A 25,827-nucleotide genomic window follows, 5' to 3' on the forward strand; every position below is an offset into this window, starting at 1 on the left:
TGATGGGCGGGGAAAGTATTATATCGATGCAAGGTCATGCTGGAGTATATTCTCCTCAATGGCATCCCACAGGGCAATCCTCTTTTCGAGAGCCATTACCGATACTTCTTGCACCTCTTTCCATTTACGGGTGTCGGTGCCGCAGAGTTCGGTAACCATCTGCATTGCCATTGGCCCGTGCTCATCGGCATCCAATTCTATGTGGCGCTCAAAATAATAAATGAGCTTATCAAGGTTTGCCTCCGGGAAATTGTCCCTGAAGTTTTTCAGTATCTCGGTAAACATTGACGGTATGAGGTCTTCGCGGCCAAAAGTAAACGCCGCAGCAATTTCGTGCGGATGGCCTTTGTCGATAACCCGGAACGTGAAATCAAGGAACCCTTTTATGTGTTCATGCAGCCCACTCTTTTTGATGGACACAAATATATTCTGGGTTTCCACCACATCTTCCAGGAATGCTTCAATAGCCGATGTGTCTGCTCCGCAGGCTTTCATTGCATTGAGGTACATTTCATAATGGCTTTGCCTTTGCCCTTCGGCGTTGATATCGGTCTCTTCCGCAAGGACGATCTCATTGATAAGATAACGCATTTCGGGATTGCCAACAGGCAGCCATGGGGTAGTGGTACATGTAAGTTTGGATTGCAGCGCTTTAAGCAGCGACATAAAATCCCACACTGCATATACATGCCCTTCCAGGAAATGCCTGAGGTCATCAATAGTTTTTACCTTACCATATAAGGAGTGCTGTAACAACAGTTCCTTTTGGGGCAGTATGCTGTTGTTGATTGTAAAAGTATTCATAGCATCAGTTTTTACAAAATTAGGAAAGCTATCATCATTAAAAAGCTTATTTCAATTGTTTTTACCAATACAAATATAGTGCCTGACTATACTCGGAAATTATAAATATAACTCTGTATTTTTAGAATTATTGAGCCGTACAGCAGATTTTTAAATTGGTGTATTTACGAAAAGGTTATTGTTGAAAAGTTTTGGCTTATCAGCTACGCAAGTAGACAGTATAATGATGTGCTCGTGATGTATGAATGTGTCATTAATTTAATGTTTAAGTTAAATTGGCGGATTAAATATTCCTTACCTTTAGAATGCACCTAAAATATATATTTATGAAAACTATTTTACTTTTTTTGTTTTTATGCTGTTGTAGCATAATTGCAAAGGCACAAACTCCCTACCTTGGATCTGATGAAACCTTTGCGAATCCTGACAGGGGGTTTTATAAATTTACGGAAACTCATTCGGGAAATTATACGCTGCTTAATCAAGCAACGGTTACAGGATATCGTTTAAATGAAAATATTACTCTTATTTACAGAGGGTTTTATCTGGAAAACTTTGTTAACTCCAATATATCGCAGGAGTATCTTGATAATATGCAGCTTGATTTCAATGTTATAAGAAATGCAGGAATTAAAGTTATTGTCCGGTTTGTGTATAATAATACGCCGCAGGACGCTTCTAAAACCAGAATTTTATCCCATATAAATCAACTTGGTAATGTGCTGGCAGAAAATGCTGATGTTATTTCAACCGTTCAGGCAGGGTTTATAGGAAGCTACGGTGAATGGTGGGGCACTACTCAGGCGGAGTTTGGCGGTTGGGGATATAATAATACTCCTTTAAATGCAACTAATTACTCAAACCGAAGAGAAATAGTTGATGCTCTTCTTGATGTTTTACCAGAAAATATAATGGTACAAGTGAGGACACCATTTTATAAAATGAATATGTATGCTTCAGATCCACAATCAGCTAATGCAATGCGTGTGGGTTTCCATAATGATTGTTTTTTGGCAAGTTCCGATGATGTTGGTACCTATAATTCTTCCACTATAGAGCAGGAACGTATTTACATGCATGAGCAAACAGTATCTGTGCCAATGAACGGGGAAACATGCGGTTTAAATCCTCCAAGGAGTGAATGTACAACAGCCATAGATGAACTAACTTATTTTCACTGGTCAAGTCTTAATAAGGATTATAACCCAGATGTGCTAAATAGTTGGATTCCTCAATGTTATACCCAGATTGAGAATGCACTGGGTTATCGTTTCAGATTAATTAGCGCAACCCTCCCTGATGAAGTACCTTTAAACCAAAACTTGTCCTTTACGCTAAATCTGCAAAACAACGGTTTTGCCGCACCTTTTAATCAAAGGATAGCCTATATAGTGTTGAGGAATACAATCACCGGACAAGAGTTTAAAGCGCCTTTAACAAGTGATCCCAGGACATGGCTCGGCCCTGAAGAACTTGTGATTACAGAAAGCCTTACTTTTGAAGGTGTAAATGAGGGCACTTATAACATGTATCTGTTTCTGCCAGATCCGGATGCTACACTAAGCATCCGTCCGGAATATGCTATCCGTTTTGCCAACGAAAATATGTGGGAACCAACCACGGGATATAATAACCTGAACCATACCGTAACCGTAGAGCCGCCATTAGGCCTCCAAGAACATCTTACAGGCAGGATTGTTGTTTCGCCTGTTCCGGCCAATAATGTTCTTGCTGTTTCTCTCACTATACCTGGATCGTATTCGGTGATAATGATGAATACCCTTGGACAGGAAGTCAGTTCATACAGCAATGTGTCTCAAGGAATAACAATGCCTGTTTCTAATCTTCCCGAAGGAATTTATTATGTGAAGATTTCAGGCAACAGCGATTCTATGATCAAAAGGATTATCGTAAAGCATGATTAGTAGGCGCAGTAAAATAAAAAACAGGCTGTAAAATAGCCTGTTTTTTTATGAAGTAATTTTAGTTTCCTATTTAAAAGCCGCAAATCCTGTTACGTCCATACCTGTAATAAGGAGGTGGATGTCGTGTGTACCTTCATAAGTTACAACACTTTCCAGGTTCATCATGTGGCGCATGATCGAGTATTCGCCGGTGATTCCCATGCCTCCAAGCATCTGGCGGGCATCGCGGGCTATGGTAAGTGCCATATCCACATTGTTGCGCTTTGCCATAGAGATTTGTGCTGTAGTCGCTTTGCCTTCGTTGCGAAGTACACCAAGCCTCCAGGTAAGCAGCTGTGCTTTGGTGATCTCGGTGATCATTTCGGCAAGTTTCTTTTGCTGAAGCTGTGTCGCCCCGATAGGCTTGTCAAACTGGATACGCTCTTTCGAGTAACGAAGCGCCGTGTCGTAGCAGTCCATTGCTGCGCCTATTGCGCCCCAGGCGATACCGTAGCGTGCCGAATCAAGGCAGCCAAGCGGTGCGCCAAGACCCGATTTATTAGGAAGCAGGTTCTCTTTCGGAACCTTTACATTGTCAAATATAAGCTCGCCTGTGGCCGATGCCCTTAGCGACCATTTGTTGTGTGTCTCAGGAGTGGTAAACCCTTCCATGCCGCGCTCTACGATAAGCCCATGGATACGGCCTGCCTCGTCTTTCGCCCATACTACCGCGATATCGGCAAATGGCGCATTGGAGATCCACATTTTCGCGCCGTTAAGCAGGTAGTGGTCGCCCATGTCCCTGAAATTGCTGATCATGCCGCCCGGGTTCGACCCATAGTCCGGTTCGGTGAGTCCGAAACAGCCCATAAATTCGCCTGATGCAAGTTTCGGCAGGTATTTCATACGCTGCTCCTCATTGCCGTATTTCCAGATAGGATACATTACCAGCGACGACTGTACCGATGCAGTAGAGCGTACGCCGCTGTCGCCCCTTTCGATCTCCTGCATGATAAGCCCGTATGAGATCTGGTCAAGGCCTGCGCCGCCATATTCTTCAGGGATGTAAGGCCCAAACGCGCCGATATCGGCAAGGCCTTTTATGATCTGTGTTGGAAATTCTGCCTTTTGGGCATAGTCCTCTATTATCGGGGAAACTTCGCGCTTAACCCACTCGCGGGCAGCATCGCGCACCATTTTATGCTCATCTGTCAGCAACTCGTCCAACAGGTAGTAGTCAGGTGCCTGGAAAAGATCAGGTTTCATGTACTTTTGTTTTAATACAGGCAAAAGTAAAGAAGTATTCTAACAAATCAATAAAATTATGTTGCAATTTCTACGAAATACGCGAAAACTTATAATTTCAGGAAATAACAGCAATTATGTATCAGTACTGCGGTTCTGAGTTCTTGCTAAATACAAAAAGCCCCGGCTTTCACCCCGGGACTTTCACTCAAACCAAACCAATTAATAAACAAAGCACCCTAATTCCATCCGCCGCCCAAAGAACGGTAAATGGTAACGGTGGCATTCATTTGCTGCAACCTTGTTTCAATAAGGTCAAATTTTGACTCAAGCGCATCGCGCTGGGTGAGTAAGACTTCCATATAGTCGGCACGTGCCGATTGGAATAGGTCATTAGAAATGATTACCGACTGGTTCAAGGCATCCACTTCCTGTGCTTTCAGGTCATAGCTTTTTTGCAGGTTGCTTATCCTCGATACCTGGTTGGCAACCTGGATGTACGCTTCAAGTATCGTACGCTCGTAATTGATAACGGCCTGTACCTGTTTAGAGTTAGCGCTGTAATAAGCAGCTTTTATCGCATTCCTGTTGATAAGCGGAGCTGTAAGGTCGCCCGCAAGGGTGTACAGCAATGACTGTGGCTTAACAAGGTAGGAAGGGTTGAACGCCTGGTAACCTATGCCTGCCGAAATGCCCAGCTGCGGGTAGAAGCGTGCCCTTGCTACTTTTACATCCAGTTTGGCTGCCATAAGGTCAAGCTCTGCCTGGCGGATGTCAGGACGGTTAGCCAGCATCTGCGAAGGGATACCAGCTTGTATCACCTGTGGCACAAGCTCATTGAAGGCCTGCGTACTGCGCTTTACCGGCTGCGGGTAACGCCCTGCAAGGAAGTTAAGCCTGTTTTCGGTCTCAACGATCTTTTGCTGGATCTCGTACTGCAGGCTTTGCGTATTAAGCACCTGTGCCTGGAACCTGCGCACGGCAAGTTCGGTAACGCGGGCCGACTCTTTTTGCAATCTTACGATCTGCAATGCATTCGTTTGTATCTCGATATTCTGCTTTACAATAGCCAGCTGGGTATCCAGGGCCAATAGCTCATAATAGGTAGAAGCGATCTCCCCGATGAGGTTGGTTACCATAAAGTTTTTTCCCTCTACAGTAGAAAGGTACCTGTTCACCGCTGCTTTTTTAGCGTTATGCAGCTTGTTCCAGATGTCTATCTCCCATGAAGCCGTTGCACCAAACCTGTAGTCCTGCAATGGCTCCGGCATTTCTTTACCGGGTGTGATGTCGGTTGTGGCCTCCAGTGCACCGATATTGGTATAACGGCCCACTTTGTCCACGCCTGCACCGGCGCCCAACCCCACAAAGGGAAGGTATTCCCCTTTGCGGGCGCGGATCTCGTTCTTGGCAATGGCTATCTCCTGCATGGTGATGTTCAGCTCCTGGTTATTTTGCAGGGCCGTATCGATAAGGGCAGCAAGGTCAGGGTCGGTAAAATACTTCTTCCATTTTATCTGGGCAGTATTCGTTGTATCCTGTGCCATGCCGTTTGCATAGGCAGCCGGTACGTTTTTGTTCTCCTCCCGCTGCACTACGCCCGGGAGTTTACATGCTGTAAAGCTTATCGCAGCTACCGCTACGACCACGCCTCTGTATATTATCTTCTTAACCATACTATTTGGTTTCATGTGTTTCTTCATTAGGTGTATTGAAATCATCTATCTGGTGCGCAATGGAATCTGATAAAGAGCTTTCGTCTTCAAACTTGATCAGTTTCCTGCCATCTGCCAGTGTACCGAATATGTAGTACAAGCCCGGCACGATAACTACCCCGAATACAGTTCCGAAAAGCATACCGCCCAGTGCAGCGCCACCAATCGTCCTGTTACCAATAGCTCCTGCGCCTGTTGCAATGATTAATGGGATCAAACCGGCGATGAAGGCGAACGAGGTCATAAGGATCGGACGGAAACGTACCTTGGCACCTTCGATGGCCGCCTCGAATATCGATAATCCTTCCCCTCGCTTATGGACGGCAAATTCTACGATCAGTACGGCATTCTTACCTAAGAGCCCGACGAGCATGATGAGCCCGATCTGTGCATAGATATTGTTTTCAAGACCCATTAGCTTAAGCAATAAGAATGTTCCGAAAACCCCAACCGGAAGTGAGAACACAACCGCAAACGGAATGATGAAGCTTTCATATTGTGCTGCAAGTACAAAGTAAACGAATGCCAATACGATCAGGAAGATGTAAACCGACTCGTTACCTTTATTTGCCTCGTCAAAAGAAAGGCCTTCCCATGCAATACCGTATCCTTTAGGCAGCTTTTCGGCTACTTCCTTAACGGCGGCAATAGCATCGGCTGTTGTATAGCCTTTGGCCGGAAGCCCCTGGATCGCTGCTGAGTTGTACATGTTGTAACGCGTGATCTCATTTGGCCCCTGTCCTTTTACCAGTTTCATAAAGGCAGAATATGGTACCATTTCACCTTTGTCATTTTTAACAAAGAGATTTAAGATATCCGAAGGTAGCCTTCTGAACTTAGGGTCAGCCTGTACATACACCTTAAAGAAACGGTTGAACTTAATAAAGCCCTGCTCATAGGTACTACCTACCATGATATTAAGGTTTTCCATTGCATCTCCAATAGATACGCCTTTCTGCATGGCAAGGTTATTATCAATAACCAATTCATATTGCGGATAGTTGGCCGCGAAGAAGGTAAACAAACCTGTCAGCTCTTTACGCTTGCTAAGGTCGTCCATGAATTTTTTGTTGATCTTATCAAAATCGGCATAATCCGTAGTCGTGTTTTTATCCAACAGACGCATTGAGAAACCACCTGAAGATCCAAATCCGGGAATGGCCGGCGGCTCAAAGAACTCGATTTTTGCACCAAGGCTCCTCGTTTTTCCTTCAAGCTCTTCCATCACTTCAACAACAGTATGTTTCCTGTCATGCCAAGGCTTAAGGTTGATAAGACATGTACCAGCGTTAGATCCACGGCCTTCGGTCATGATCTCATAACCTGCAAGGGAAGATACTGATTCCACGCCATCCACTTTCTCACAAATTTTCTGGAGCCTTTGCGAAACCTGGTTTGTGGTTTCAAGCGTAGAGCCAGGAGGTGTCTGGATGATCGCATAAATAGTACCCTGGTCTTCAATCGGGATAAACCCTGCCGGAAGAATCTTGTTCACATAGAATGTACCCGCGCAGAAAGCAAGCAATACAAAAAATGTAAGCCATCTCCTGCTAACGATATTACGCAACAAGCTTACATACTTGCCGGTCATTTTATCAAAGCCGCGGTTGAAGCTGTCAAGGGCTTTAGTAAGTATATTCTTTTTCTTTTCGTGGCCGTGGTGGTTTTTCAAAAGCATCGCACACAATACAGGGGTAAGCGTAAGTGCCACAATAGCCGAAATTACGATCGAGCTCGCCATGGTAATAGAGAACTGGCGGTAGAAGGTACCAACCGGCCCGGACATGAAGGAAATAGGGAGGAATACCGATACCATTACCGCGGTAATCGCTATGATCGCCCCGGTTATCTCACCCAGTACTTTTTTAACAGCCAGGTAAGGCGATATATTGGGAAACTCCTCGAACTTGGCATGCACCGCCTCGACGACGACAATCGCGTCATCCACAACGATACCAATGGCCAGTACAAGTGCAAACAGCGTAACCAGGTTGATGGAAAGGCCAAACATCTGGATGGCAAAGAACGCCCCGATGAGGGATACCGGTACTGCTAATATTGGGATAAGCGTAGAACGCCAGTCGCCAAGGAAGATAAATACAACGATAGCCACAAGGATAAACGCATCCCTTAGCGTATGCACCACCTGCTCTATAGACGCGTCAAGGAACTGCGATACGTCATAACTGATCTTATAATCCATTCCGGGAGGGAACGTTTCCTTCATTTCCTCCAGTTTCGCCTTCACGTTCTTGATTACATCACTCGCGTTACTACCGTAGTTCTGCTTCAATACGATCGATGCCGAAGGGTGCCCGTCAAGGTTCGAGTAGATATCGAAGAATTCGCTGCCCAACTCGGCTTTACCGATGTCTTTCAGGCGAATCGCTTCACCACTTGAATTGGCACGTATAATGACATTTTCATATTCCGAAGGCTCACTATACCTTCCTTTATAGGTAAGTACATATTCCAGCGACTGCGCCTGGATACCGGAACTCTGCCCGATACGTCCCGGACGCCCAACAATACTCTGGTCGCCCAAAGCTTTCATCACCTCGTCAACAGAAATGCTGTAGGCCCTCATGCGCTCAGGGTTCAGCCATATACGCATTGCGTAGGTACGGCTACCTAATATCTGGGTCCTGCCCACACCCTTGATCCTGTTGATCTCAGGAATCATTTTAACGCTGGCATAGTTGTACAGGAACTTTTCATCCATGCCTTTATCTTTGGCATAGAGGTTTACGTACATCAACATACTTGGCTGGATAGGGGTAATAACAACCCCTTCTCGCTGTACAAGTTCCGGTAGCAGCGGCATAACCTGGTCAACCCTGGTTTTCACCCGGATTACTGCTTGGTTAGGGTCGGTGCCCGGTTCAAAGATGATCCTTAGTGTTGCTTCACCGGCGCTGGTTGCATCGGTTGCTATATATCGTGCATCCTGAACACCGTTGATGGCATTCTCCAATGTAATAAGGGTCGATTTAACCAATACATCGGCACTCGCGCCCGGATAGGCGATAAATATATTTACAGTTGTCGGCGCAATTTCAGGAAATTGCGAAGTTGGCAGCTGCATAATTGACAACGAACCCATGAAAACGATCATAATCGAAATTACGATCGCAAAGACGGGCCTTTGTATGAATTTACTAAACATGTTTTTTTCTTTTTAAGTTGTTCAATTATTCAGCGTATAGTTCCAAATGTGACAACACATATTCCGGTTTCTCTACTTTATACTTAATTTTTTCATTTTCTTTTACAAGGCGCAAACCTTCAAGAAGTATTTTGTCATCTGTAGAAAGCCCGTCTTTTATAATAAATACGTGTGGCAATTCAGCAGCCAGGGTTATCTCTCTCGATTTAACCTCGTTGTTCTTGTCTATTACATACACATATTTTTTCTCAAGTACTTCAAATGTGGCTTTCTGAGGTATCATAAGCGCATTTTTATACGGTTCCGTCATACGGATATTACCGGTTTCACCATGCCTTAATAATCCTTTAGGATTAGGGAATGTAGCCCTGAAGGCAATGTTTCCGGTTTCATTATTGAAGTCGGCCTCAATGGTTTCAACAATCCCCGGATATTCAAACATCTCGTTATTTGCCATAAGGAGGTTTACATGCGGCTTCCCACCGGTTTGTATCTTTTCTTTGTAAGCAAGGTATTCAGCTTCGGGAACATTGTAATATACCCACATCTTGCTGTTATCAGAAAGCTCTGTAAGCAGGTCGCCTTCGTCAACAAGGCTGCCCAGCCTTACGTGGAAACGGTCGATGATTCCGTCAAACGGCGCACGGATCTCGGTAAACTGCAGGTGTACTTTGGTAAGTGATAGTTCGGCTTTAGCCTTGTCCAGTTTTGCTTTGGCCATAGCCAGCTCATTAGGGGCTACAACTTTACTGTCAGCCAGCCTTTTGGTGTTTTGGTATTCAATTTCAGCAAAGTTTGCTTCGGCCTGCGCACGCTGCATCTCGGCTTCGTACAGGTTTGGCATGATACGGAAAAGCAGTGTGCCTTTCTTTACAGCCTGGCCTTCATCAACATAAATTTTTTCTAAGTAACCTCTTTCCTGTGCCCTTAGCTCAATGTGCTGTATAGAGCGAACCTGGGCCACATAATCTTTGGTGATCAGGGTATCCTTTTTAATAGGATTGGTTACAAGGAATTCTGTTTCTTCTTCTTTTTTCTCTTCTTTTGATTGACAGCTTGTGAATAATACAGCACACAAGCCCATCACTACGATGATTCTTTTCATTGTTAATTGCTTTTAAGCGGAACGCTATTTTGGTTTTGAGTTTCGAAAAAAAATGTATTGTAAGAGTAACAATACGAATACTCATTTCGTTGGCTAACACCACGATAATCAGTATAATAAAGATGTGAAGATTTTAGGCAATAAGTTGCCCGGAGTAAATCATATCCTGATCACCCTGAACATTATATACCGCCTTTGAGGTGTAAAATGCAAAAAAAGCCCGCTTGGAGGCACGCTTTTTTTCAGGCTTTGGTAAGAAAGTTCGGGAGTGTTCGCGTAATAAGAAGTTGAGAATTGCTTATTAAGCTCGACGTATTTTTTGTAAAACGGAAGTTTGGATATGGAAAGTTCTTCTTCCTCTTCCTCATTGTCAAAAGACTCTATCTTGTCATTTTGTTTCTCAAAATGCAACGTAGCGTAGTTGATAAGTACTGCGTAGTTTTCAAATGATGCAGAGTGAAAACTCTCGAACTCCTGTTCGGCAGCATTTTTTAATGTGTCCTGTAAAAGAATATCCTGACTGGCAAATGACTGTGCATGCCCTCCCAAAAGGAGAACAGAAAGCCATAGATAAGATTGAATCAGGAACTTCTTCATATTGCGGACAAAATTATATAAACCAATGCATTTAAACAAGTGTTTAACGGTAAAATTTTATGTGAATATCTTCGAAAACGTTACAGTTCAGGGAAATATTTTATATTTTATTTATTTAATATCGGTGTTATGGTTTTTTCTACATTTTTAGGTAAAAATCCTGAGTAAGAGCTACATACTCCTTCGTATATATATGGCGGGAAGTCTCTATAATGAGCTCGTCAATAACAGTATTAGGGTTTTCATCCCTCGAAAATGCCATCAGGGTGCGTTTGGTTTCGGCAGTTGGAGTGCCTTTTACGCGGGTTATCTTTACAGGATATAATTCGTTCTCTTTTGCTAAGGCCAAAAACGTATCTTCCTCCTTAAAAGGCAGGATGATTGCAAAGATGCCCACATCAGATAATAATAAAGATGCTGCCTCTGCCAAATCCTCAAACGGGAGTGAGGCGGAGAACCTCGCTGTGTCGCGCTGTTCATCACCACTTGTATAATCTTCGGTATAGAATGGTGGATTGGAAACAATAAGGTCGTACTCATCTTCGGGCTCTTCCATAAATTCGTCCAGGCCGGCATGGTAGCAAAACAGCCTGTCGCTCCAGGGGGAACTTTCAAAATTGTCTACCGCCTGCTCATAAGCATCATCGTCAATTTCAAGCGCATCTACCTGTTCGGCATTGCTGCGCTGTGCCAGCATAAGGGCAATGAGCCCCGTGCCCGCGCCAATATCCAAAATAGAGTAAGGGTTATGGTGCAACGGTGCCCATGCGCCAAGCAGTACACCGTCGGTGCCCACTTTCATAGCGCACTTGTCCTGCTGTATGTTGAATTGCTTGAATTGGAACATTCCGGAGAGATTGTTGGATTATTAGATTTTTAGATGAAAGATAATAGATGAAAGATGTGTAGGAACCATCAACTGACAACCATCAACTGACAACTATTAACTATTAAGGTAAAGATCAACCAGCCCTTCAGGAGTATCCAGGATAATCTTTTTGTTTTCCCTGTCGACTTTTATAATAAAATGGTCGATCATCGGGATAAGTATTTCGATGTCGCCCTTTTTTATTTCGAAAAGCGCCTGCGACGAGGTGTCGTTTACGCCTACTATTTCGCCAATCTCGCCAAGCCTCTGGTCTTCGGCTGTAAAGCCTATGATCTCGTGGAAATAGAATTTGTTGCCCTCCAGCTTTGGAAGCATGGATAGCGGAAGGTATATGGCACAGCCCATGATCTTGTCGGCTTCTTCTTCGCTTGCTATATCCTCAAAACGGATGCGTAGGAAATCATTTTTGTGCAGCGAACTGCTTTCAATAAAAAATGGAACCAGATGTCCGTTGAATTCAACAAACACTGATTCCATATTTTGATAGAGACCCGGGTCGTCCGTGTCCAGCCAGGCCAGCACTTCTCCCTTGTAACTGAATTTTTTGGCGATTTTGCCTAAATAGAAACAATCTTCTTTACGCATTGCGCCGGTAAAATTAAGCCTGGGTTTCTTCTGTGTTTTCTTCCGAAGATGTTTCAGCAACAGTTTCCTCAGTAGCTTCTTCTGCTACCGGCTCATTTGCTTTTGCTAAATCTGCCTCAGCTTGTTTAGCTGCAGCGATACGATCTTCATTTACTTTTTTCTCGGCAGCAAGCGCTTTTGCTTTGGCATCAGCCTGTGCTGTAGAAAGTCCGTCTTTTTTAGCGTCAACTTTTCCTGATTTCTCATCAAGCCATTTTGCTAATTTCTCATCAGCCTGCTCCTGAGTAATCGCTCCTTTACGAACGCCTCCTTCAAGGTGGTGCTTCAATAGTGCTCCTTTATAAGAAAGGATTGCCCTTGCAGTATCCGTCGGCTGTGCGCCATTCCAAAGCCACTGTACAGTGTTGTCAAGGTTAAGCTCGATGGTTGCAGGGTTAGTGTTTGGATTGTAAGTTCCTAATTTTTCAAGGAATTTACCGTCCCTTTTAGAGCGGCTGTCCGCTGCTACTACCCAGTAAAAAGGTTTTCCTTTTTTACCGTGTCTTTGTAGTCTGATTTTTACAGGCATAATCTTTAGATTAAATTTTGAGGTACCCGACCTCGTTAATAAGGGCGCAAATATAATAAACTTTATTGGTATGATACTATAGGTGCCTCTTTTTTTGAATATTTACAGGGTGTAGATTTAAAAATATTAAAAAATAATTATGATTTCTTCTGTTTTGATTAGGATATATTCGATAAAAAACTATTTTTGTCGTTGTAAAATTTGAGTTACCCCTTCTAACTATTTAATAATGAAAAAGATTTTATCACTTATAGTGCTGTTGGCTGTTTTAACCTCATGTGAAGAAGACGTGAAATTTAACAATCCCGCTGTACAGGGACTTAAAGATAATGAGCTATGGAAAGCCACAGAGTTTAGTGCCGTTAAGGGAGGAGATAATTCTCTTACTATAAGTGCAAACAATGGGTTTGAGACTATACTGCTTAAAACACAGAATATAGATCCGGGTGTATATGCACTTGGGGTAAACAATAGTAATAAGGCTTCCTATACATTGTCTGTAGATGGTATTGAAATGTTTTACAGCACAGGATCAGGTATTGGTGACGGGCAGATAACTATAAGCGCAGATCCAAGGGAGACCAACCTGGCTGCAGGATATGTTACAGGGAAATTTTACTTCAATGCAGAGGATGAGGATGGTAACGTGGTAAACTTCCAGCAAGGCGTATTCTTTAGGGTTCCTATTACTTCGGGTCCGTAATTCAGGTATGGTTTTTACGGGAAATAAGCAACTGTTGTATTAAAATTTTATTAAAAAAAAATATTACGGTTATTTATAACTAAATAAGATTATATTTGTAAACGGTAGAATGCCGAAAAAAGAAAATAAATTAATTAATTTTTTATGAACATATTCGTTGGAAGCCTTCCATTCAGCATTGAGGAGGCAGATTTAAGAGAGTCTTTTGAGGCTTATGGATCGGTAGATTCTGTAAAGATCATTACAGATAAATTTACTGGCAGGAGTAAAGGTTTTGGTTTCGTTGAGATGCCAAACGAAGAAGAAGCCCAAAAAGCTATCGATGAGCTGAATGGTGCAACCGTATCTGGAAGGGCAATCGTTGTAAACAAATCTGAGCCAAGACCGGAAGGTGAGAGAAGAAGCTTTAATAATAACCGTCCAAGCGGTGGTGGTGGCTTTAACAGAGACAACAACCGTAGTGGTGGTGGTAGTGGCAGTGGATTTAATCGTGGCGGTGGTGACCGTGGCGGATACAACCGCGGCGGAGGCTACTAATCAGTATAAAGCATTTATAAAAACCATCCTTCGGGGTGGTTTTTTTTTGGTCTTACCGTAATCAGACTTTGCGCTTTCAGGTTAGCTTTATCGGAGTAAAGAACAGGCCTGTTAATAAATCCATTTTACTATTCCCGCAAAATAGCGTATTTTTGAAAAGTCTGCAATTCGCGGACGATTTCTTTTAACTTCCAAATACAAACCCGGTTATGTACCTGATTTTTGACACTGAAACCACCGGATTACCCAAACGCTGGGACGCACCCGTTACCGATACCGATAACTGGCCCCGCTGTATACAGATAGCGTGGCAGCTGCACGATGATATGGGAGGCCTGCTCGAGCACCAGGATTATATCATAAAGCCGGAAGGCTTCAACATACCTTATGATGCCGAGAGAATCCACGGTATTTCTACAGAGCTGGCACATGAGCAGGGCATATCCCTTGCCGAGGCGCTTGAAAAATTCAATGCTGCGCTTTCACGGTCCAAATTCATCGTTGGGCAGAATGTAGGCTTCGATGTGAATATCATGGGCTGTGAGTTTCACCGCCTTTCGGTAGAAAACAGCCTTACAGGTATGAAAGTGCTGGATACCTGTACCGAAATTACTGCCGAAATGCTGAAGCTTCCGGGCGGGCGCGGGGGTAAGTTCAAGCTGCCTACGCTAACCGAGCTGCACCAGCACCTTTTTGGCGAACCTTTTGCGGAAGCGCACAATGCTACTGCCGATGTCGAGGCAACCACACGCTGTTTTCTCGAACTGATAAAAAGGGAGACTTTCAGGCAGGATGAGCTGGATGTGCATCCCACCTATTTCCATGAATTCCGCGAAAAGAACCCGCAGCCCATACAGCTTATAGGGCTTAAGCATATCAATTTAAAGCAGGCGTCGGAAGGAGTAAGGCTCAGGCTTGAAAAGCTGAAATCGGCAGAAGCGGTAACGAAGCAGTCTCCTACAGTTAAGCAGGACCTTAAGGATGTCGATTTTGTCCACCTGCACAACCACACGCAATTCTCTGTACTCCAAAGTACCATTGCTGTACCCGACCTCGTAAAGGCAGCCGCCAAATACAAAATGCCTGCTGTGGCCATGACCGACCATGCTAACATGATGGGGGCCTTTCACTTTGTGAGCAATGTGTTTAACCACAACAAGGCTGCTGAGGCAAAGAATAAAGCGGCGATTGAAAATGGTGAAGAACCGACAGAGGTTATCATAAAGCCAATAGTAGGCGTTGAGTTTTTTGTGTGTGAAGACCATAAAGACAAAACCCGTAAAGACAACGGTTATCAGATCGTCCTTTTGGCAAAGAATAAAAAGGGTTACCACAACCTTGCGAAGATGTCGTCGGTGGCATACACCGATGGATTTTACTACGTGCCGAGGATAGACAGGAATGTTATCCTTAAATATAAGGAAGACATCATAGTGCTTTCGGGCAACCTGTATGGCGAGGTGCCAAACAAGGTGCTCAACATGGGGGAAAACCAGGCCGAAGAAGCGCTGCTTTGGTGGAAAGAAGCTTTTGGGGAAGATTTCTATATTGAGATTATGAACCACGGGCAGGAGGATGAGAACCGCGTAAACCAGACACTGATCGCGCTTGCTAAAAAGAATAACGTAAAGCTTGTTGCGACCAATAATACCTACTATGTAAACAAGGAAGACTCGCATGCGCACGATATTTTGTTATGCGTAAAAGACGGCGAGAAGCAGGCCACCCCTATAGGACGTGGCCGCGGATTCCGTTACGGGCTGCCAAATAAAGAATATTACTTCAAGCCGGGTGAAGAGATGAAAAAGCTCTTCGCCAACATTCCTGAAGCTATCATCAACGTTCAGGAGATTGTGGATAAAACAGAGGCTTATTCGCTTTACCGCGATGTACTCCTCCCAAAATTTGACATACCCGAAGAATTTATAGTTCCCGAAGATGAGGCCGACGAAGGCAAGCGGGGTGAAAACAAATACCTGGCTTACCTTACTTATAAAGGCGCTGAAAGGCGTTATGGCGAAATTACCGAAGCCATCCGCGAACGCCTTGATTTTGAATTAAAGACTATTGAGAATACCGGATATCCAGGCTATTTCCTTATTGTTCAGGACTTCATTGCCGAAGCGAGAAACCTCGACGTGTCTGTTGGTCCGGGACGTGGATCGGCAGCGGGATCGGTGGTGGCATATTGTTTGGGAATCACTAACATTGACCCTATTAAGTACGACCTCCTTTTTGAGCGTTTCCTTAACCCTGACCGTGTGTCGATGCCCGATATTGATATCGATTTTGATGATGAGGGCCGTGGGCGTGTAATGGATTATGTAATAAAAAAATACGGTTCCAATCAGGTTGCACAGATCATTACCTATGGTACGATGGCTGCAAAATCGTCTATCCGCGATACTGCACGGGTGCTTGACCTCCCGCTTTTTGAAGCCGACAAGATAGCCAAGCTGATACCGAACCTGAAGCTCGACAAGATATTCAATCTCGATGCTGCGGCGCTCAAATCGGCATTGCGTTCGGATGAGTATGATAAAGTACAGGAACTGATAGCGATGGCAACGGTTGGCGACCTTGCTTCAGAAACCATTCAACAGGCCAAGGTGCTCGAAGGATCGCTAAGGAATACAGGAATTCATGCCTGCGGGGTAATCATTACGCCGTCGGATATAACGAATTTCGTTCCCGTTGCGCTGGCGAAGGATTCCGACCTGTATGTAACGCAGTTCGATAACTCAGTGGTGGAAAGCGCGGGATTGCTAAAGATGGACTTCCTTGGGCTGAAAACGCTCACCCTGATAAAAGATACAGTTAAGCTCGTAAAATATAAAAGAGGTATTGACCTCGACCCTGATACCTTCCCGATAGACGATGTAAAGACCTATGAGCTCTTCCAGCGCGGTGAAACGGTGGGTATCTTCCAGTACGAGTCGCCCGGAATGCAAAAGTACATGAAGGACCTGAAGCCTACTGTATTTGGCGACCTTATTGCCATGAATGCACTGTACCGCCCCGGGCCTTTGGAGTACATTCCGAGTTTCGTACGCAGGAAAAACGGCGAGGAGGAAATACAATATGACCTTGATGCCTGCGAGGAATACCTGAAAGAAACCTACGGCATTACAGTTTACCAGGAACAGGTGATGCTCCTTTCGCAGAAGCTGGCTGGCTTTACAAAAGGCGAGGCCGACGTATTGCGTAAAGCTATGGGTAAGAAACAGAAGGACGTGCTCGACAAGATGAAGCCGAAATTCGTGGACAAGGCCGCCGAAAAAGGGCATGATCCGGTTGTCCTCGAAAAGATATGGAAAGACTGGGAGGCCTTCGCGAGTTACGCCTTCAACAAGTCGCATTCTACATGCTATGCGTGGATTGCCTACCAGACGGCCTACCTGAAAGCACATTACCCTGCTGAATATATGGCGGCAGTACTTTCGAACAATATGAACGATATTAAGCAGGTATCTTTCTTCATGGAAGAATGTAAGCGTATGGGGCTGCAGGTTTTGGGCCCTGACGTAAATGAATCGTTTTATAAATTTACGGTAAACGACCAAAATGCTGTGCGCTTTGGTATGGGTGCCATAAAAGGCGTGGGCTCCGGTGCGGTACAGACTATCGTTGAGAACCGCAAGAACGGCAGCTACAAATCGATATTCGACCTTGCCAAGCGCATCGACCTGCGTGCGGCTAACAAAAAAGCCTTCGAGAATCTGGCGCTTGCCGGCGGGTTCGATTGCTTTACTAATACGCACCGTGGGCAATATTTCTACATGGATGCAAGCGAAAATATTTCCTTTCTCGAAAAGGCAATCCGTTACGGCTCCAAGTTCCAGGAGAACGAGAACTCTTCGCAGGTAAGCCTTTTCGGAGAAGCCAGCGAGGTGCAGATACCCGAACCCGTAGTGCCGCCATGCGAAGAGTGGAGCACCATGGAAAAACTGGCTAAAGAGCGTGAAGTGGTAGGTATCTATATTTCCGGCCATCCGCTGGATGACTACAGGTTCGAGATGAAATACTTTTGCAACTCGCGCCTGGATACGCTCAAAAGCCTTGAGCAGCATGTTGGCAAAAACCTCAGCTTTGGAGGCATTATATCGAATGTACAGCACAAGGTCGCCAAAAATGGCAAGGGCTGGGCGTCGTTTGTACTGGAAGGGTATGACGAAAATCATGAGTTCAGGATATACGGCGAGGAATACCTCAAGTTCAGGCACTTCCTCATCGGGAATAACTTTACGTATTTAAGGGTTTTGGTAAAAGAAGGCTGGGTAAACCAGGAAGGCAAGAAGGGTGAGCCGAGGCTGCAATTCATAGCCATACAATACCTTCAGGACGTACTGACCACTTTTGCGAAAAAGCTCATCATCCAGTTTAATGTAGCCGAATTGCAGGAACAGGTAATAAATACCCTCAGCCAGATATTTCGCAGCAACTCGGGCGATAATACCGTAACTTTTGAGGTCATGGAACTGGAAAAAGTTAAAAGGAAAGTGGAGATTGCGGCGGCTGTTGCTGTCGCAAATGAGTCGTCTGACGATGATGGTATGGGCGAATTCGATAGTCCTGAAGTGGGCGGCACGATTGAGACCGATGTAGAAGAAATACAAGTGGTTACCAAGCTGACGATGCCTAGCCGGAAGCTGAAGGTGAAGATTTCAAATGAGTTGTTGCAGGAACTGGATAAACTGCAACTGAACTTCCGGTTGAATTAAATTTTCTAATAAATTTAGTCTATACCACTATAGCTAAATCTAATATCGTTTAACAAATCGTTCACGTATTAATGCGTAAATTTGTGTATTAAATCATTCTAAGTAAAAAAATAATATGGCACAAGCAATAACAGATGCTACTTTTGACGAGTTAGTATTGAAATCAGACAAACCGGTATTAGTGGATTTTTGGGCAGCATGGTGTGGACCCTGCCGTATGGTAGGCCCGATCATTGATGAGATTGGCACTGAATATGAAGGCAAAGCCGTTGTAGGCAAAGTTGACGTTGATGCCAACCAGGAATTTGCGGCCAAATATGGCGTAAGGAACATACCTACAGTACTTGTTTTCCAAAACGGCGAAGTTGTGGGAAGGCAGGTAGGCGTTGCCCCTAAGCAAACGTACACTAATGCTATTGATGCGTTACTATAATATTTCTCTTTGAGAACTGAAGCCCTGACGTAAGTTGGGGCTTTTTGTTTGGATTTTTTTTATAGCAGCCGGCTAAGCGCATTTTTGCTGTCGTCTTTCCTGCTGTTCGCTATATCCCTCCTTCGTCGGGGATGTCGCTTCCATCAGGGCTAAAGGGAAAGGCCTTTGTGTATCTTTAGGCTCATTTGCAGTGTAAGGCTATTACGCAGAGTTTCACAGAGCAGGCACAGAGATCCAAAGAGTTAGTTTTTAAAGACAACACCTTTGGTGTGAGAGCACAGAGCGTGACGGCTTATCAGGCCATGCTCTGTGCTCTCGCAAGGAACTTGCAAACTTAAATTCCTCCGTGGATCTCTGTGCCTGCTCTGTGAAACTCTGTGGTAGTTCTTCTAATTCAAAAAATTATAGAGCAGGGGAGTAATGGTTAAATCTTAAACCATCGCTTTCTCAGGGTGCCCTTCCTTATCATTAAGGTAATGAACGTTGTCCCATTCGGCCAGCTGGATAATGATCGGGATGAGCGTGCGGCCTTTTTCGGTCAACGAATATTCTACGCGGGGCGGCAGTTCTTTGAACTCCTCACGTAACACGATCCCGTCGGCCTCCAGTTCTTTTAAAGTAGAGGTCATGACTTTCTTTGATATAGATCCCACAGCTGTATGCAGCTGCCCGAAACGCGCTTTGCGTTCCCGCAGGGCATATATTATAATAGGCTTCCATTTGGTGCCGAGAATGGCCATAGAGCGGTGCATGGGGCAGGCGCTGTACCTGAAAACGTCTTTTTGCATTTTGTGGTTACTTATAGGTTACCAGTATAAACTATCATTGGTTACAAAAGTAGACTATTATGCCGTAACTTTGCATTATCAATTCTAAATAACATTATTCTATGGACCTAAGCCGTTTGTTTAAACCGTTTCAATATAAAAACCTGACCCTTGATAACCGCTTCGTGATGGCTCCGATGACACGTGCTATTACCGCCAATGGGATTCCGACGCAACTTAATACCGACTACTATACCCGCCGTGCCGTAGCCGGTGTGGGATTGATACTTACCGAAGGTACTGTGATAAACCGCCCTTCTTCAAAAAACATGAAGGACATACCTAACTTTTACGGAAAAGAGGCTCTTGCCGGCTGGAAAAACATTGTGGATAGTGTTCATGCTGCAGGTGGAAAAATTGCCCCGCAAATTTGGCATGTAGGCAATACCCCCTCCGGATGGGAGCCGCCGGTACCGTTTGAAAGTCCGGACTCCATGTCAATAGAAGATATTGAAGCCACTATCAAAGCCTTCGCCCATGCCGCGCTTGACGCAAAGAACCTTGGCTTTGACGCTTTTGAGATACACGGCGCGCACGGCTACCTTATCGACCAGTTCTTCTGGGAAGGCACCAACCACCGCACCGATGAGTATGGCGGAAAGACAATAAAAGAGCGCAGCCGTTTTGCTGTAGAAGTCGTAAAAGCGATGCGCGCCGCAGTTGGCCCTGACATGGTTATCATATTGCGATTATCGCAATGGAAGCAGCAGGATTATACTGTAAAGCTTGCACATACGCCGCAGGAGCTTGAGGATTGGGTGCTGCCGCTTGCAGAGGCCGGTGTGGACATATTCCACGGGTCGCAGCGCAGATACTGGGAAAACGAATTTGAAGGCAGCGACCTCAACTTTGCAGGGTGGCTTAAAAAGGTGACAGGGCAGCCATCTATTACAGTAGGCTCTGTAGGGCTTTCGGGCGACTTTATGGAGTTTTTCGGTGCGGGTGCGGGTGCAGGCACTACCGACCTGAGCGAATTACTGCGACGCTACGAGCGTGGCGATTTCGACCTGGTAGCTGTGGGACGTTCACTATTACAGGACCCGGAATGGGTGCAAAAAGTGAAAACAGGAAAGTTTGATGAGCTAAAAGCTTTTGAGCCGGCAAGTGCAGCGAAATTATATTAATCCGTTGCGTGTAATTATTTTTCCACCACATAGAAACATATGCTATACTACTTAAATATAAGAGAAATTTCATTTTATACAGACAAACATAGCTATCTAATCTCTCTTTTTATTTTATATGTTTCTATGTGGTAATTATTTTCAGATTAAAACTTACGGTTAAACTATTTAAATCTAGGTAAAAAAAAACAGGATAAAATATTTCATCTTATCCTGTGCAATTTTATAGTGAATACTTAATTTGTTAAACCCTTATTCACATAATATAACTTTTCCAAAAATTATGGGTTTAATTGTACTTTGAGTTCTTCTCTATCACTTCCTCTGTACAGGGTCACATATGCTTTAGACAGATCTGCATCTTTAGGTACTATGAAATAAAATACTCTTTCAGCTTTCTCACCTTTTTTTAAAACCAGATCATTGTTTGTATCAAGGCTTACAGCATTAGGATTTGCTTTATAAAATTCCGGTTTAAAAGAAGTAAATTTTTGTATTCCTTCTGATTTATCATCTAAATGAATCGAAAAACTTGTATTCATTCCGGAATATACTCCATTACATTCAAGACTCTCAAGGGCAATGTTTACAGCTACTAATTGTTGTTCTTCATTTGGTGCACCATTTTCGAAGTCTGTTTCAGAGAATTTGGCATTTGTAGTATAACTTACAACAGTATATTTTTCTTTTGTATAACTCCCTGTTTGATATTGTTTATCATAAGTATTCTCACTTTCATCTATAAAAGAAGTACCGGATACAGTTGTTTTTGGTTCCGGTCTTACAATAGCAACAGTACTTTCTTTAGTTTGTTCCTCAGTTTGTTCCGTTTTTTGTTCATTCTTACAAGATGTCAGGATCACTGCACTTGCTAAAATTAAAATTCTAAATTGTTTCATGGTTTAAAATATGGTTAATAATTAAAGCGCTAAAAATATAATAATAATCGCTGCTAACCTAAAAATTCGCAAATTAAGGATAGCAAATTTTAAAAGCTACCCTATTTAAGAAAAGTGATTCATTTTAACCACATGGTGTAATTAATTGAAGTAAATAATTTCATTATACATCTATCAAAATACTGAAATTCAAAATCTTGAAGTCTAAAAGCAAACCAATATCCTAACGGGTTATATTTAATTATTTAAGTCCTTCGGGGCTTTTATCTTTTACCACAAGTTGCACAAAGATTTTGCATAAAGTTCGCAAGGCTTTGTGCAACTTATGTTTTGTCTCTTAATAGACTTTATGGTAAAACAAAAAAGACATTTTCACATAGCCGCGGTGGCAGCGACATCCCCGACGGAGGAGGGATAAAGCGGACGACGGGACCATGCCTCTCCAAAGAAGCGTTTCGATGGCTGCTTCAAATAATTTTTTACTATCAGCGTTTCAATATAGAATTGGTGAAATTGGTATAATTCGTGGCAAAATATTCTCAAATTCCCTACATTTGAAATTATGAAGATAGAAGGACAATTAGAAAAGATATCCAGTTTTTCGCACCTGGAGCTACTAGCCAACCAGATCGTGGAGGGGTTTATCTCGGGCATGCACAAGAGCCCGTTTCATGGGTTTTCCTCGGAGTTTGCCGAACATAAGGTGTATAATGCAGGCGAGAGCACCAAGCACATCGACTGGAAGCTGTTTGCGCGTACCGACAGGCTCTACACAAAGCGCTATGAGGAGGAAACCAACCTGCGCTGCCACCTGATAGTTGATAACTCGTCGTCCATGCATTACCCAAAGCTAAAGGATGGCCAGCCATTTTATGAGAATAAGATCGGGTTTTCGGTACTGGCATCTGCGGTACTGATGGACCTGCTGAAGCGCCAGCGCGATGCCGTTGGGTTGAGCGTATATTCGGACACCTACGAATTCTACGCTCCGGAAAAGGGCAGCGGGAGGCACCACAGGATGCTACTGAACAAGCTGGAGGGTATATTAGCAGCTCCCGGGCAGGCAAAAGCTACCGATACCATTACGTTCCTGCACCAGATAGCCCAAAAGATGCACAGGCGCTCGATGATCATATTGTTCACCGATATGTTCCAGCCGGGCAACGACGAAGCACTGTTCAACGCATTGCAGCACCTAAAGCACGACAAGCACAAAGTGGTATTATTCCATGTAATCGACAGGAAAACGGAGTTCAGCTTTGATTTTGACAATACACCGAGGAAATTTATCGACCTGGAAAGCGGGGAGCAGGTGAACCTTTTTGCCGAAAATGTAAAAGACGAGTACGAAAAGCTTGTGGAGGCCTATTTTAAAAAAGTTGCCGACACGTGTATTCAGTATAGGATTAAGTATGTTCCCGTTTCTGTTGATGAAAAATTTGAAAAAATATTGACGACATACCTCGCTGAAAAACAAAAGTTTGGATAAAATGATGAAAAATAATTTTCAAATTGTTTCGAAAACATTTGCAGAAGTGAAAATCTGTTGTATATTTGCACTCGCAATAAAGCACTGGTTTGGTAGTTCAGTTGGTTAGAATACGTGCCTGTCACGCACGGGGTCGCGGGTTCGAGTCCCGTCCAGACCGCTTAAATTGGGAGAAGCCTTTCGTAAAGAAAGGCTTTTTTGCCCCAATAGGGTTTTTAGGAACCAGAACGCAGTTGTGTTGTTTATGCCGCGCGAGCGGTAGGTTTAGTAGTTAGACCAATGAAAAGCTTTCCATTTATGGAGGGCTTTTTTGATTTTAGGCCATTTTGTCCCGCTTAATTATTTTTCCTTATTTTTGGGACAAATGAAGAAACCCTTTGCCATAGTATTTCTGCTTATTCTCAGTTCCTGCCAGTATTTCGAAAAGCAGGTGCCTGATGAAGAAGCATTGCTGCAAAAACGCCTGAAGGAGATCAACTGGAAGGAAGTGAGCAGCTATCCCTCCATTGCGGAATGCGATGCTATACTGGACAAGGAGCTGAAAAAGCAATGCTTCTTTGAATCGATGGCACGGCTGGTACAGGAAAAGCTCGACCTCGATACCATTGCCATGCTGTATCCTGAGATGGATACGATAAATGTTCAGGTGACAGTATATCCTGATGCATCACTAAAATTTGAGCCGCAAATGCCGCCGGACAATACGGTTTCCTACAATACTATTGCTATAGACAGCATCCTCAAAGCCCGCCTGGTCGATTTCCCTAAGATCGAGCCCGCACAAAAAGAAGGCGTTCCTGTTACAACGCAGTTCATCCTGCCTGTTATCCTTGATGTGGAGTAAGGAGCAGTTGAAAGTTAAAAGTTTAAAGTCGGAAGTAGCACGTTCGAGTGAAGCTACTCCCTCTCCTTGGGAGAGGGCTGGGGTGAGGCCTTATCAGTGTTCCTTTCTCTGTCAGGTTTAAACCGAAATACAAAATAACTCCCTACCGATACAGGCAATACAATATTCAACATCCATTGCAGCGTTGCCGCAAAGACCATGATCCACTCATTTACGCCCAGTATCCCGAAGAACCCGATAGCCACACTGCCACGCACGGCAAAGTCCAGCAGCTGGAACGTAGGCAATGATGAGCCAAGGAAATAAACGCCCGCAATGGCGCTTATCATTACCGGATAAGGCAAATCGACCCCAAAGAGAAGGAATATAAAATAATGCTGGTGGATAATTGATAAATAGCGCCCTATTGCCAGTACAATATTCCTGCGATGGATAGCTTTAGGCATTTCGCCCACTTTGGCAAACAGCCGCTGCATAGAATAGCCTTTTATGGTGATATTCCGGGAGGCGAATACAAGCACGCACACACCGAATATTGCACCGATTATAGCCAGCAAAATACTTGTTGCAATAACATGGTACAACGCATTAAATACAGCCAGCCCCGCGATCCCTGCCAGTACTGCTATAATGAGTTGTGCACCATTGCAAACAAGGTTCAGGAAGATGATGTCTTTTGCCTGTTGTTTTTTGAAATACAGCGCCTTTGCAGCATATTCCCCGATACCGTTTGGCGTAAAAATAGCAGCAGTTACGGCGGCAAGCACCTGTTCTGTTGCCTTACCTAATGATATTGGCTGTAGCCACGAAACAAGGTTTTGCCATTTCAGGATCTCCAGGAACCGGTTCAGGAAGGTGAGCAGTAGTATCAGTGAAATAACCATCGGGGCGTTCTCCTGCGAAGCGGCTTCGGTAACGCGCGACCAGTCCAGCTGCTCATTATCGGCAATGCGGCTGTAGATGAAATAAAATGCCCCGCCCACTATCAAAAGTTTGGCCGTAAGAACGAGGAATTGTTTAGCTTTGCGGGAGAGGGTTAACATCCCCGCAAAAGTAAAGAAATTAAAATTGGCAACCGAACGCATCATATTAGGTATCGATCCCGGCACGACCATCATGGGTTTTGGCCTTATAAAGGTCATTAACAAGAACATGGAATTCCTCCAGCTCAACGAACTCCAGCTAAGCAAATACGACGATCATTACGTAAAGCTGCGCATCATCTTTGAGCGTACGATCGAGTTGATCGACACCCATCATCCTGACGAGATAGCTATTGAAGCGCCTTTTTTCGGAAAGAACGTGCAGTCGATGCTGAAACTCGGACGGGCACAGGGCGTTGCTATGGCGGCAGGCCTTTCGCGCCAGATCCCCATTACCGAATACGAGCCGAAAAAAATAAAAATGGCCATAACCGGCAACGGAAATGCCAGTAAAGAACAGGTAGCCAAAATGCTGCAGCAGCTTCTGGGCCTGAAAGAACTCCCCAAAAACCTCGACAGTACAGATGGCCTTGCCGCGGCTGTGTGCCATTTCTTTAATTCCGGTAAAGTCACGGGAAGCAAAAGCTATTCCGGATGGGATGCTTTTGTAAAGCAGAATGAGACGAGGGTGAAAAAATAATCATTCATAATTGTATATAAATCAAACCATTGGCTTTTTTAGCCTCTAG

21 protein-coding genes and 1 tRNA gene are annotated in these 25,827 nt (G+C 44.2%); 10 read left to right on the forward strand and 12 right to left on the reverse strand.

Annotation, left to right across the window (positions count from 1 at the left end; all coding sequences use genetic code 11):
* Positions 1-18 precede the first annotated feature (18 nt).
* Positions 19-804, reverse strand: coding sequence for a DUF3050 domain-containing protein (locus AAEO56_RS15225; RefSeq protein ID WP_341697919.1), 786 nt, complete (start codon positions 802-804; stop codon positions 19-21).
* Between the two features lie 326 nt (positions 805-1,130).
* Here AAEO56_RS15225 and AAEO56_RS15230 point away from each other — a divergent pair, with 326 nt between their 5' ends.
* Positions 1,131-2,729 carry a DUF4832 domain-containing protein gene (locus AAEO56_RS15230; protein ID WP_341697920.1) on the forward strand — a complete coding sequence of 533 codons (1,599 nt, stop codon included), beginning with the start codon at positions 1,131-1,133 and terminating at the stop codon, positions 2,727-2,729.
* 66 nt (positions 2,730-2,795) lie between these two features.
* On the opposite strand, the gene AAEO56_RS15235 is transcribed toward AAEO56_RS15230, so the two are convergent.
* The 8 genes from AAEO56_RS15235 to AAEO56_RS15270 all read right to left on the reverse strand — a co-directional run bounded on the left by AAEO56_RS15235 (position 2,796) and on the right by AAEO56_RS15270 (position 12,578).
* Entirely contained in the window at positions 2,796-3,974 is a 1,179-nt protein-coding gene (locus AAEO56_RS15235) for an acyl-CoA dehydrogenase family protein (protein ID WP_341697921.1), read from the reverse strand.
* A 218-nt stretch (positions 3,975-4,192) separates the two neighbouring features.
* Positions 4,193-5,629, reverse strand: coding sequence for a TolC family protein (locus AAEO56_RS15240; RefSeq protein WP_341697922.1), 1,437 nt, complete (start codon positions 5,627-5,629; stop codon positions 4,193-4,195).
* A 1-nt stretch (position 5,630) separates the two neighbouring features.
* A complete protein-coding gene (locus AAEO56_RS15245) occupies positions 5,631-8,834 on the reverse strand; it encodes an efflux RND transporter permease subunit (RefSeq protein WP_341697923.1) in 3,204 nt (1,067 codons plus the stop codon).
* 25 nt (positions 8,835-8,859) lie between these two features.
* Positions 8,860-9,939, reverse strand: a complete 1,080-nt coding sequence (locus tag AAEO56_RS15250) for an efflux RND transporter periplasmic adaptor subunit (RefSeq protein WP_341697924.1) — start codon at positions 9,937-9,939, stop codon at positions 8,860-8,862.
* Positions 9,940-10,098: 159 nt separating this feature from the next.
* Positions 10,099-10,536 carry a hypothetical protein gene (locus AAEO56_RS15255; protein WP_341697925.1) on the reverse strand — a complete coding sequence of 146 codons (438 nt, stop codon included), beginning with the start codon at positions 10,534-10,536 and terminating at the stop codon, positions 10,099-10,101.
* A gap of 139 nt (positions 10,537-10,675) precedes the next feature.
* Positions 10,676-11,383 (reverse strand): tRNA1(Val) (adenine(37)-N6)-methyltransferase, encoded by a 708-nt coding sequence (locus tag AAEO56_RS15260; RefSeq protein WP_341697926.1) that lies wholly within the window; start codon positions 11,381-11,383, stop codon positions 10,676-10,678.
* A gap of 96 nt (positions 11,384-11,479) precedes the next feature.
* Positions 11,480-12,010: a ribosome maturation factor RimM gene (rimM, locus tag AAEO56_RS15265; RefSeq protein WP_341697927.1), complete on the reverse strand. Its 531-nt coding sequence runs from the start codon at positions 12,008-12,010 to the stop codon at positions 11,480-11,482.
* Between the two features lie 13 nt (positions 12,011-12,023).
* Positions 12,024-12,578 (reverse strand): 30S ribosomal protein S16, encoded by a 555-nt coding sequence (locus tag AAEO56_RS15270; protein WP_341697928.1) that lies wholly within the window; start codon positions 12,576-12,578, stop codon positions 12,024-12,026.
* A 229-nt stretch (positions 12,579-12,807) separates the two neighbouring features.
* Between AAEO56_RS15270 and AAEO56_RS15275 the strand changes: the two genes are divergently transcribed.
* The 4 genes from AAEO56_RS15275 to trxA all read left to right on the forward strand — a co-directional run bounded on the left by AAEO56_RS15275 (position 12,808) and on the right by trxA (position 18,972).
* Positions 12,808-13,281, forward strand: coding sequence for a DUF6252 family protein (locus tag AAEO56_RS15275; protein WP_341697929.1), 474 nt, complete (start codon positions 12,808-12,810; stop codon positions 13,279-13,281).
* Between the two features lie 144 nt (positions 13,282-13,425).
* Entirely contained in the window at positions 13,426-13,818 is a 393-nt protein-coding gene (locus AAEO56_RS15280; RefSeq protein WP_341697930.1) for an RNA recognition motif domain-containing protein, read from the forward strand.
* A gap of 209 nt (positions 13,819-14,027) precedes the next feature.
* Positions 14,028-18,539: a DNA polymerase III subunit alpha gene (gene dnaE, locus AAEO56_RS15285; protein ID WP_341697931.1), complete on the forward strand. Its 4,512-nt coding sequence runs from the start codon at positions 14,028-14,030 to the stop codon at positions 18,537-18,539.
* 115 nt (positions 18,540-18,654) lie between these two features.
* Positions 18,655-18,972 (forward strand): thioredoxin, encoded by a 318-nt coding sequence (gene trxA / locus AAEO56_RS15290; protein ID WP_341697932.1) that lies wholly within the window; start codon positions 18,655-18,657, stop codon positions 18,970-18,972.
* Positions 18,973-19,403: 431 nt separating this feature from the next.
* Here trxA and AAEO56_RS15295 read toward each other — a convergent pair whose 3' ends face one another.
* The gene (locus AAEO56_RS15295) at positions 19,404-19,760 is read right to left on the reverse strand and encodes a winged helix-turn-helix transcriptional regulator (RefSeq protein ID WP_341697933.1); all 357 of its coding nucleotides are present in this window, start codon (positions 19,758-19,760) and stop codon (positions 19,404-19,406) included.
* Between the two features lie 101 nt (positions 19,761-19,861).
* On the opposite strand from AAEO56_RS15295, the gene AAEO56_RS15300 reads away from it, so the two are divergent.
* Positions 19,862-20,923 (forward strand): NADH:flavin oxidoreductase, encoded by a 1,062-nt coding sequence (locus tag AAEO56_RS15300; protein ID WP_341697934.1) that lies wholly within the window; start codon positions 19,862-19,864, stop codon positions 20,921-20,923.
* A gap of 281 nt (positions 20,924-21,204) precedes the next feature.
* Here AAEO56_RS15300 and AAEO56_RS15305 read toward each other — a convergent pair whose 3' ends face one another.
* Positions 21,205-21,822 carry a hypothetical protein gene (locus AAEO56_RS15305; protein WP_341697935.1) on the reverse strand — a complete coding sequence of 206 codons (618 nt, stop codon included), beginning with the start codon at positions 21,820-21,822 and terminating at the stop codon, positions 21,205-21,207.
* Between the two features lie 562 nt (positions 21,823-22,384).
* On the opposite strand from AAEO56_RS15305, the gene AAEO56_RS15310 reads away from it, so the two are divergent.
* The 3 genes from AAEO56_RS15310 to AAEO56_RS15320 all read left to right on the forward strand — a co-directional run bounded on the left by AAEO56_RS15310 (position 22,385) and on the right by AAEO56_RS15320 (position 24,155).
* A complete protein-coding gene (locus tag AAEO56_RS15310; protein ID WP_341697936.1) occupies positions 22,385-23,311 on the forward strand; it encodes a DUF58 domain-containing protein in 927 nt (308 codons plus the stop codon).
* 86 nt (positions 23,312-23,397) lie between these two features.
* Positions 23,398-23,471, forward strand: a tRNA-Asp gene (locus tag AAEO56_RS15315).
* Between the two features lie 204 nt (positions 23,472-23,675).
* A complete protein-coding gene (locus tag AAEO56_RS15320; RefSeq protein ID WP_341697937.1) occupies positions 23,676-24,155 on the forward strand; it encodes a hypothetical protein in 480 nt (159 codons plus the stop codon).
* 53 nt (positions 24,156-24,208) lie between these two features.
* Here AAEO56_RS15320 and AAEO56_RS15325 read toward each other — a convergent pair whose 3' ends face one another.
* A complete protein-coding gene (locus AAEO56_RS15325; RefSeq protein ID WP_341697938.1) occupies positions 24,209-25,198 on the reverse strand; it encodes a hypothetical protein in 990 nt (329 codons plus the stop codon).
* A 25-nt stretch (positions 25,199-25,223) separates the two neighbouring features.
* Between AAEO56_RS15325 and ruvC the strand changes: the two genes are divergently transcribed.
* Positions 25,224-25,778, forward strand: a complete 555-nt coding sequence (gene ruvC / locus AAEO56_RS15330) for a crossover junction endodeoxyribonuclease RuvC (protein WP_341697939.1) — start codon at positions 25,224-25,226, stop codon at positions 25,776-25,778.
* Positions 25,779-25,827 lie beyond the last annotated feature (49 nt).

The sequence above is a fragment of the Flavobacterium arundinis genome, from assembly GCF_038289855.1.
GTDB classification, from domain to species: domain Bacteria; phylum Bacteroidota; class Bacteroidia; order Flavobacteriales; family Flavobacteriaceae; genus Flavobacterium; species Flavobacterium arundinis.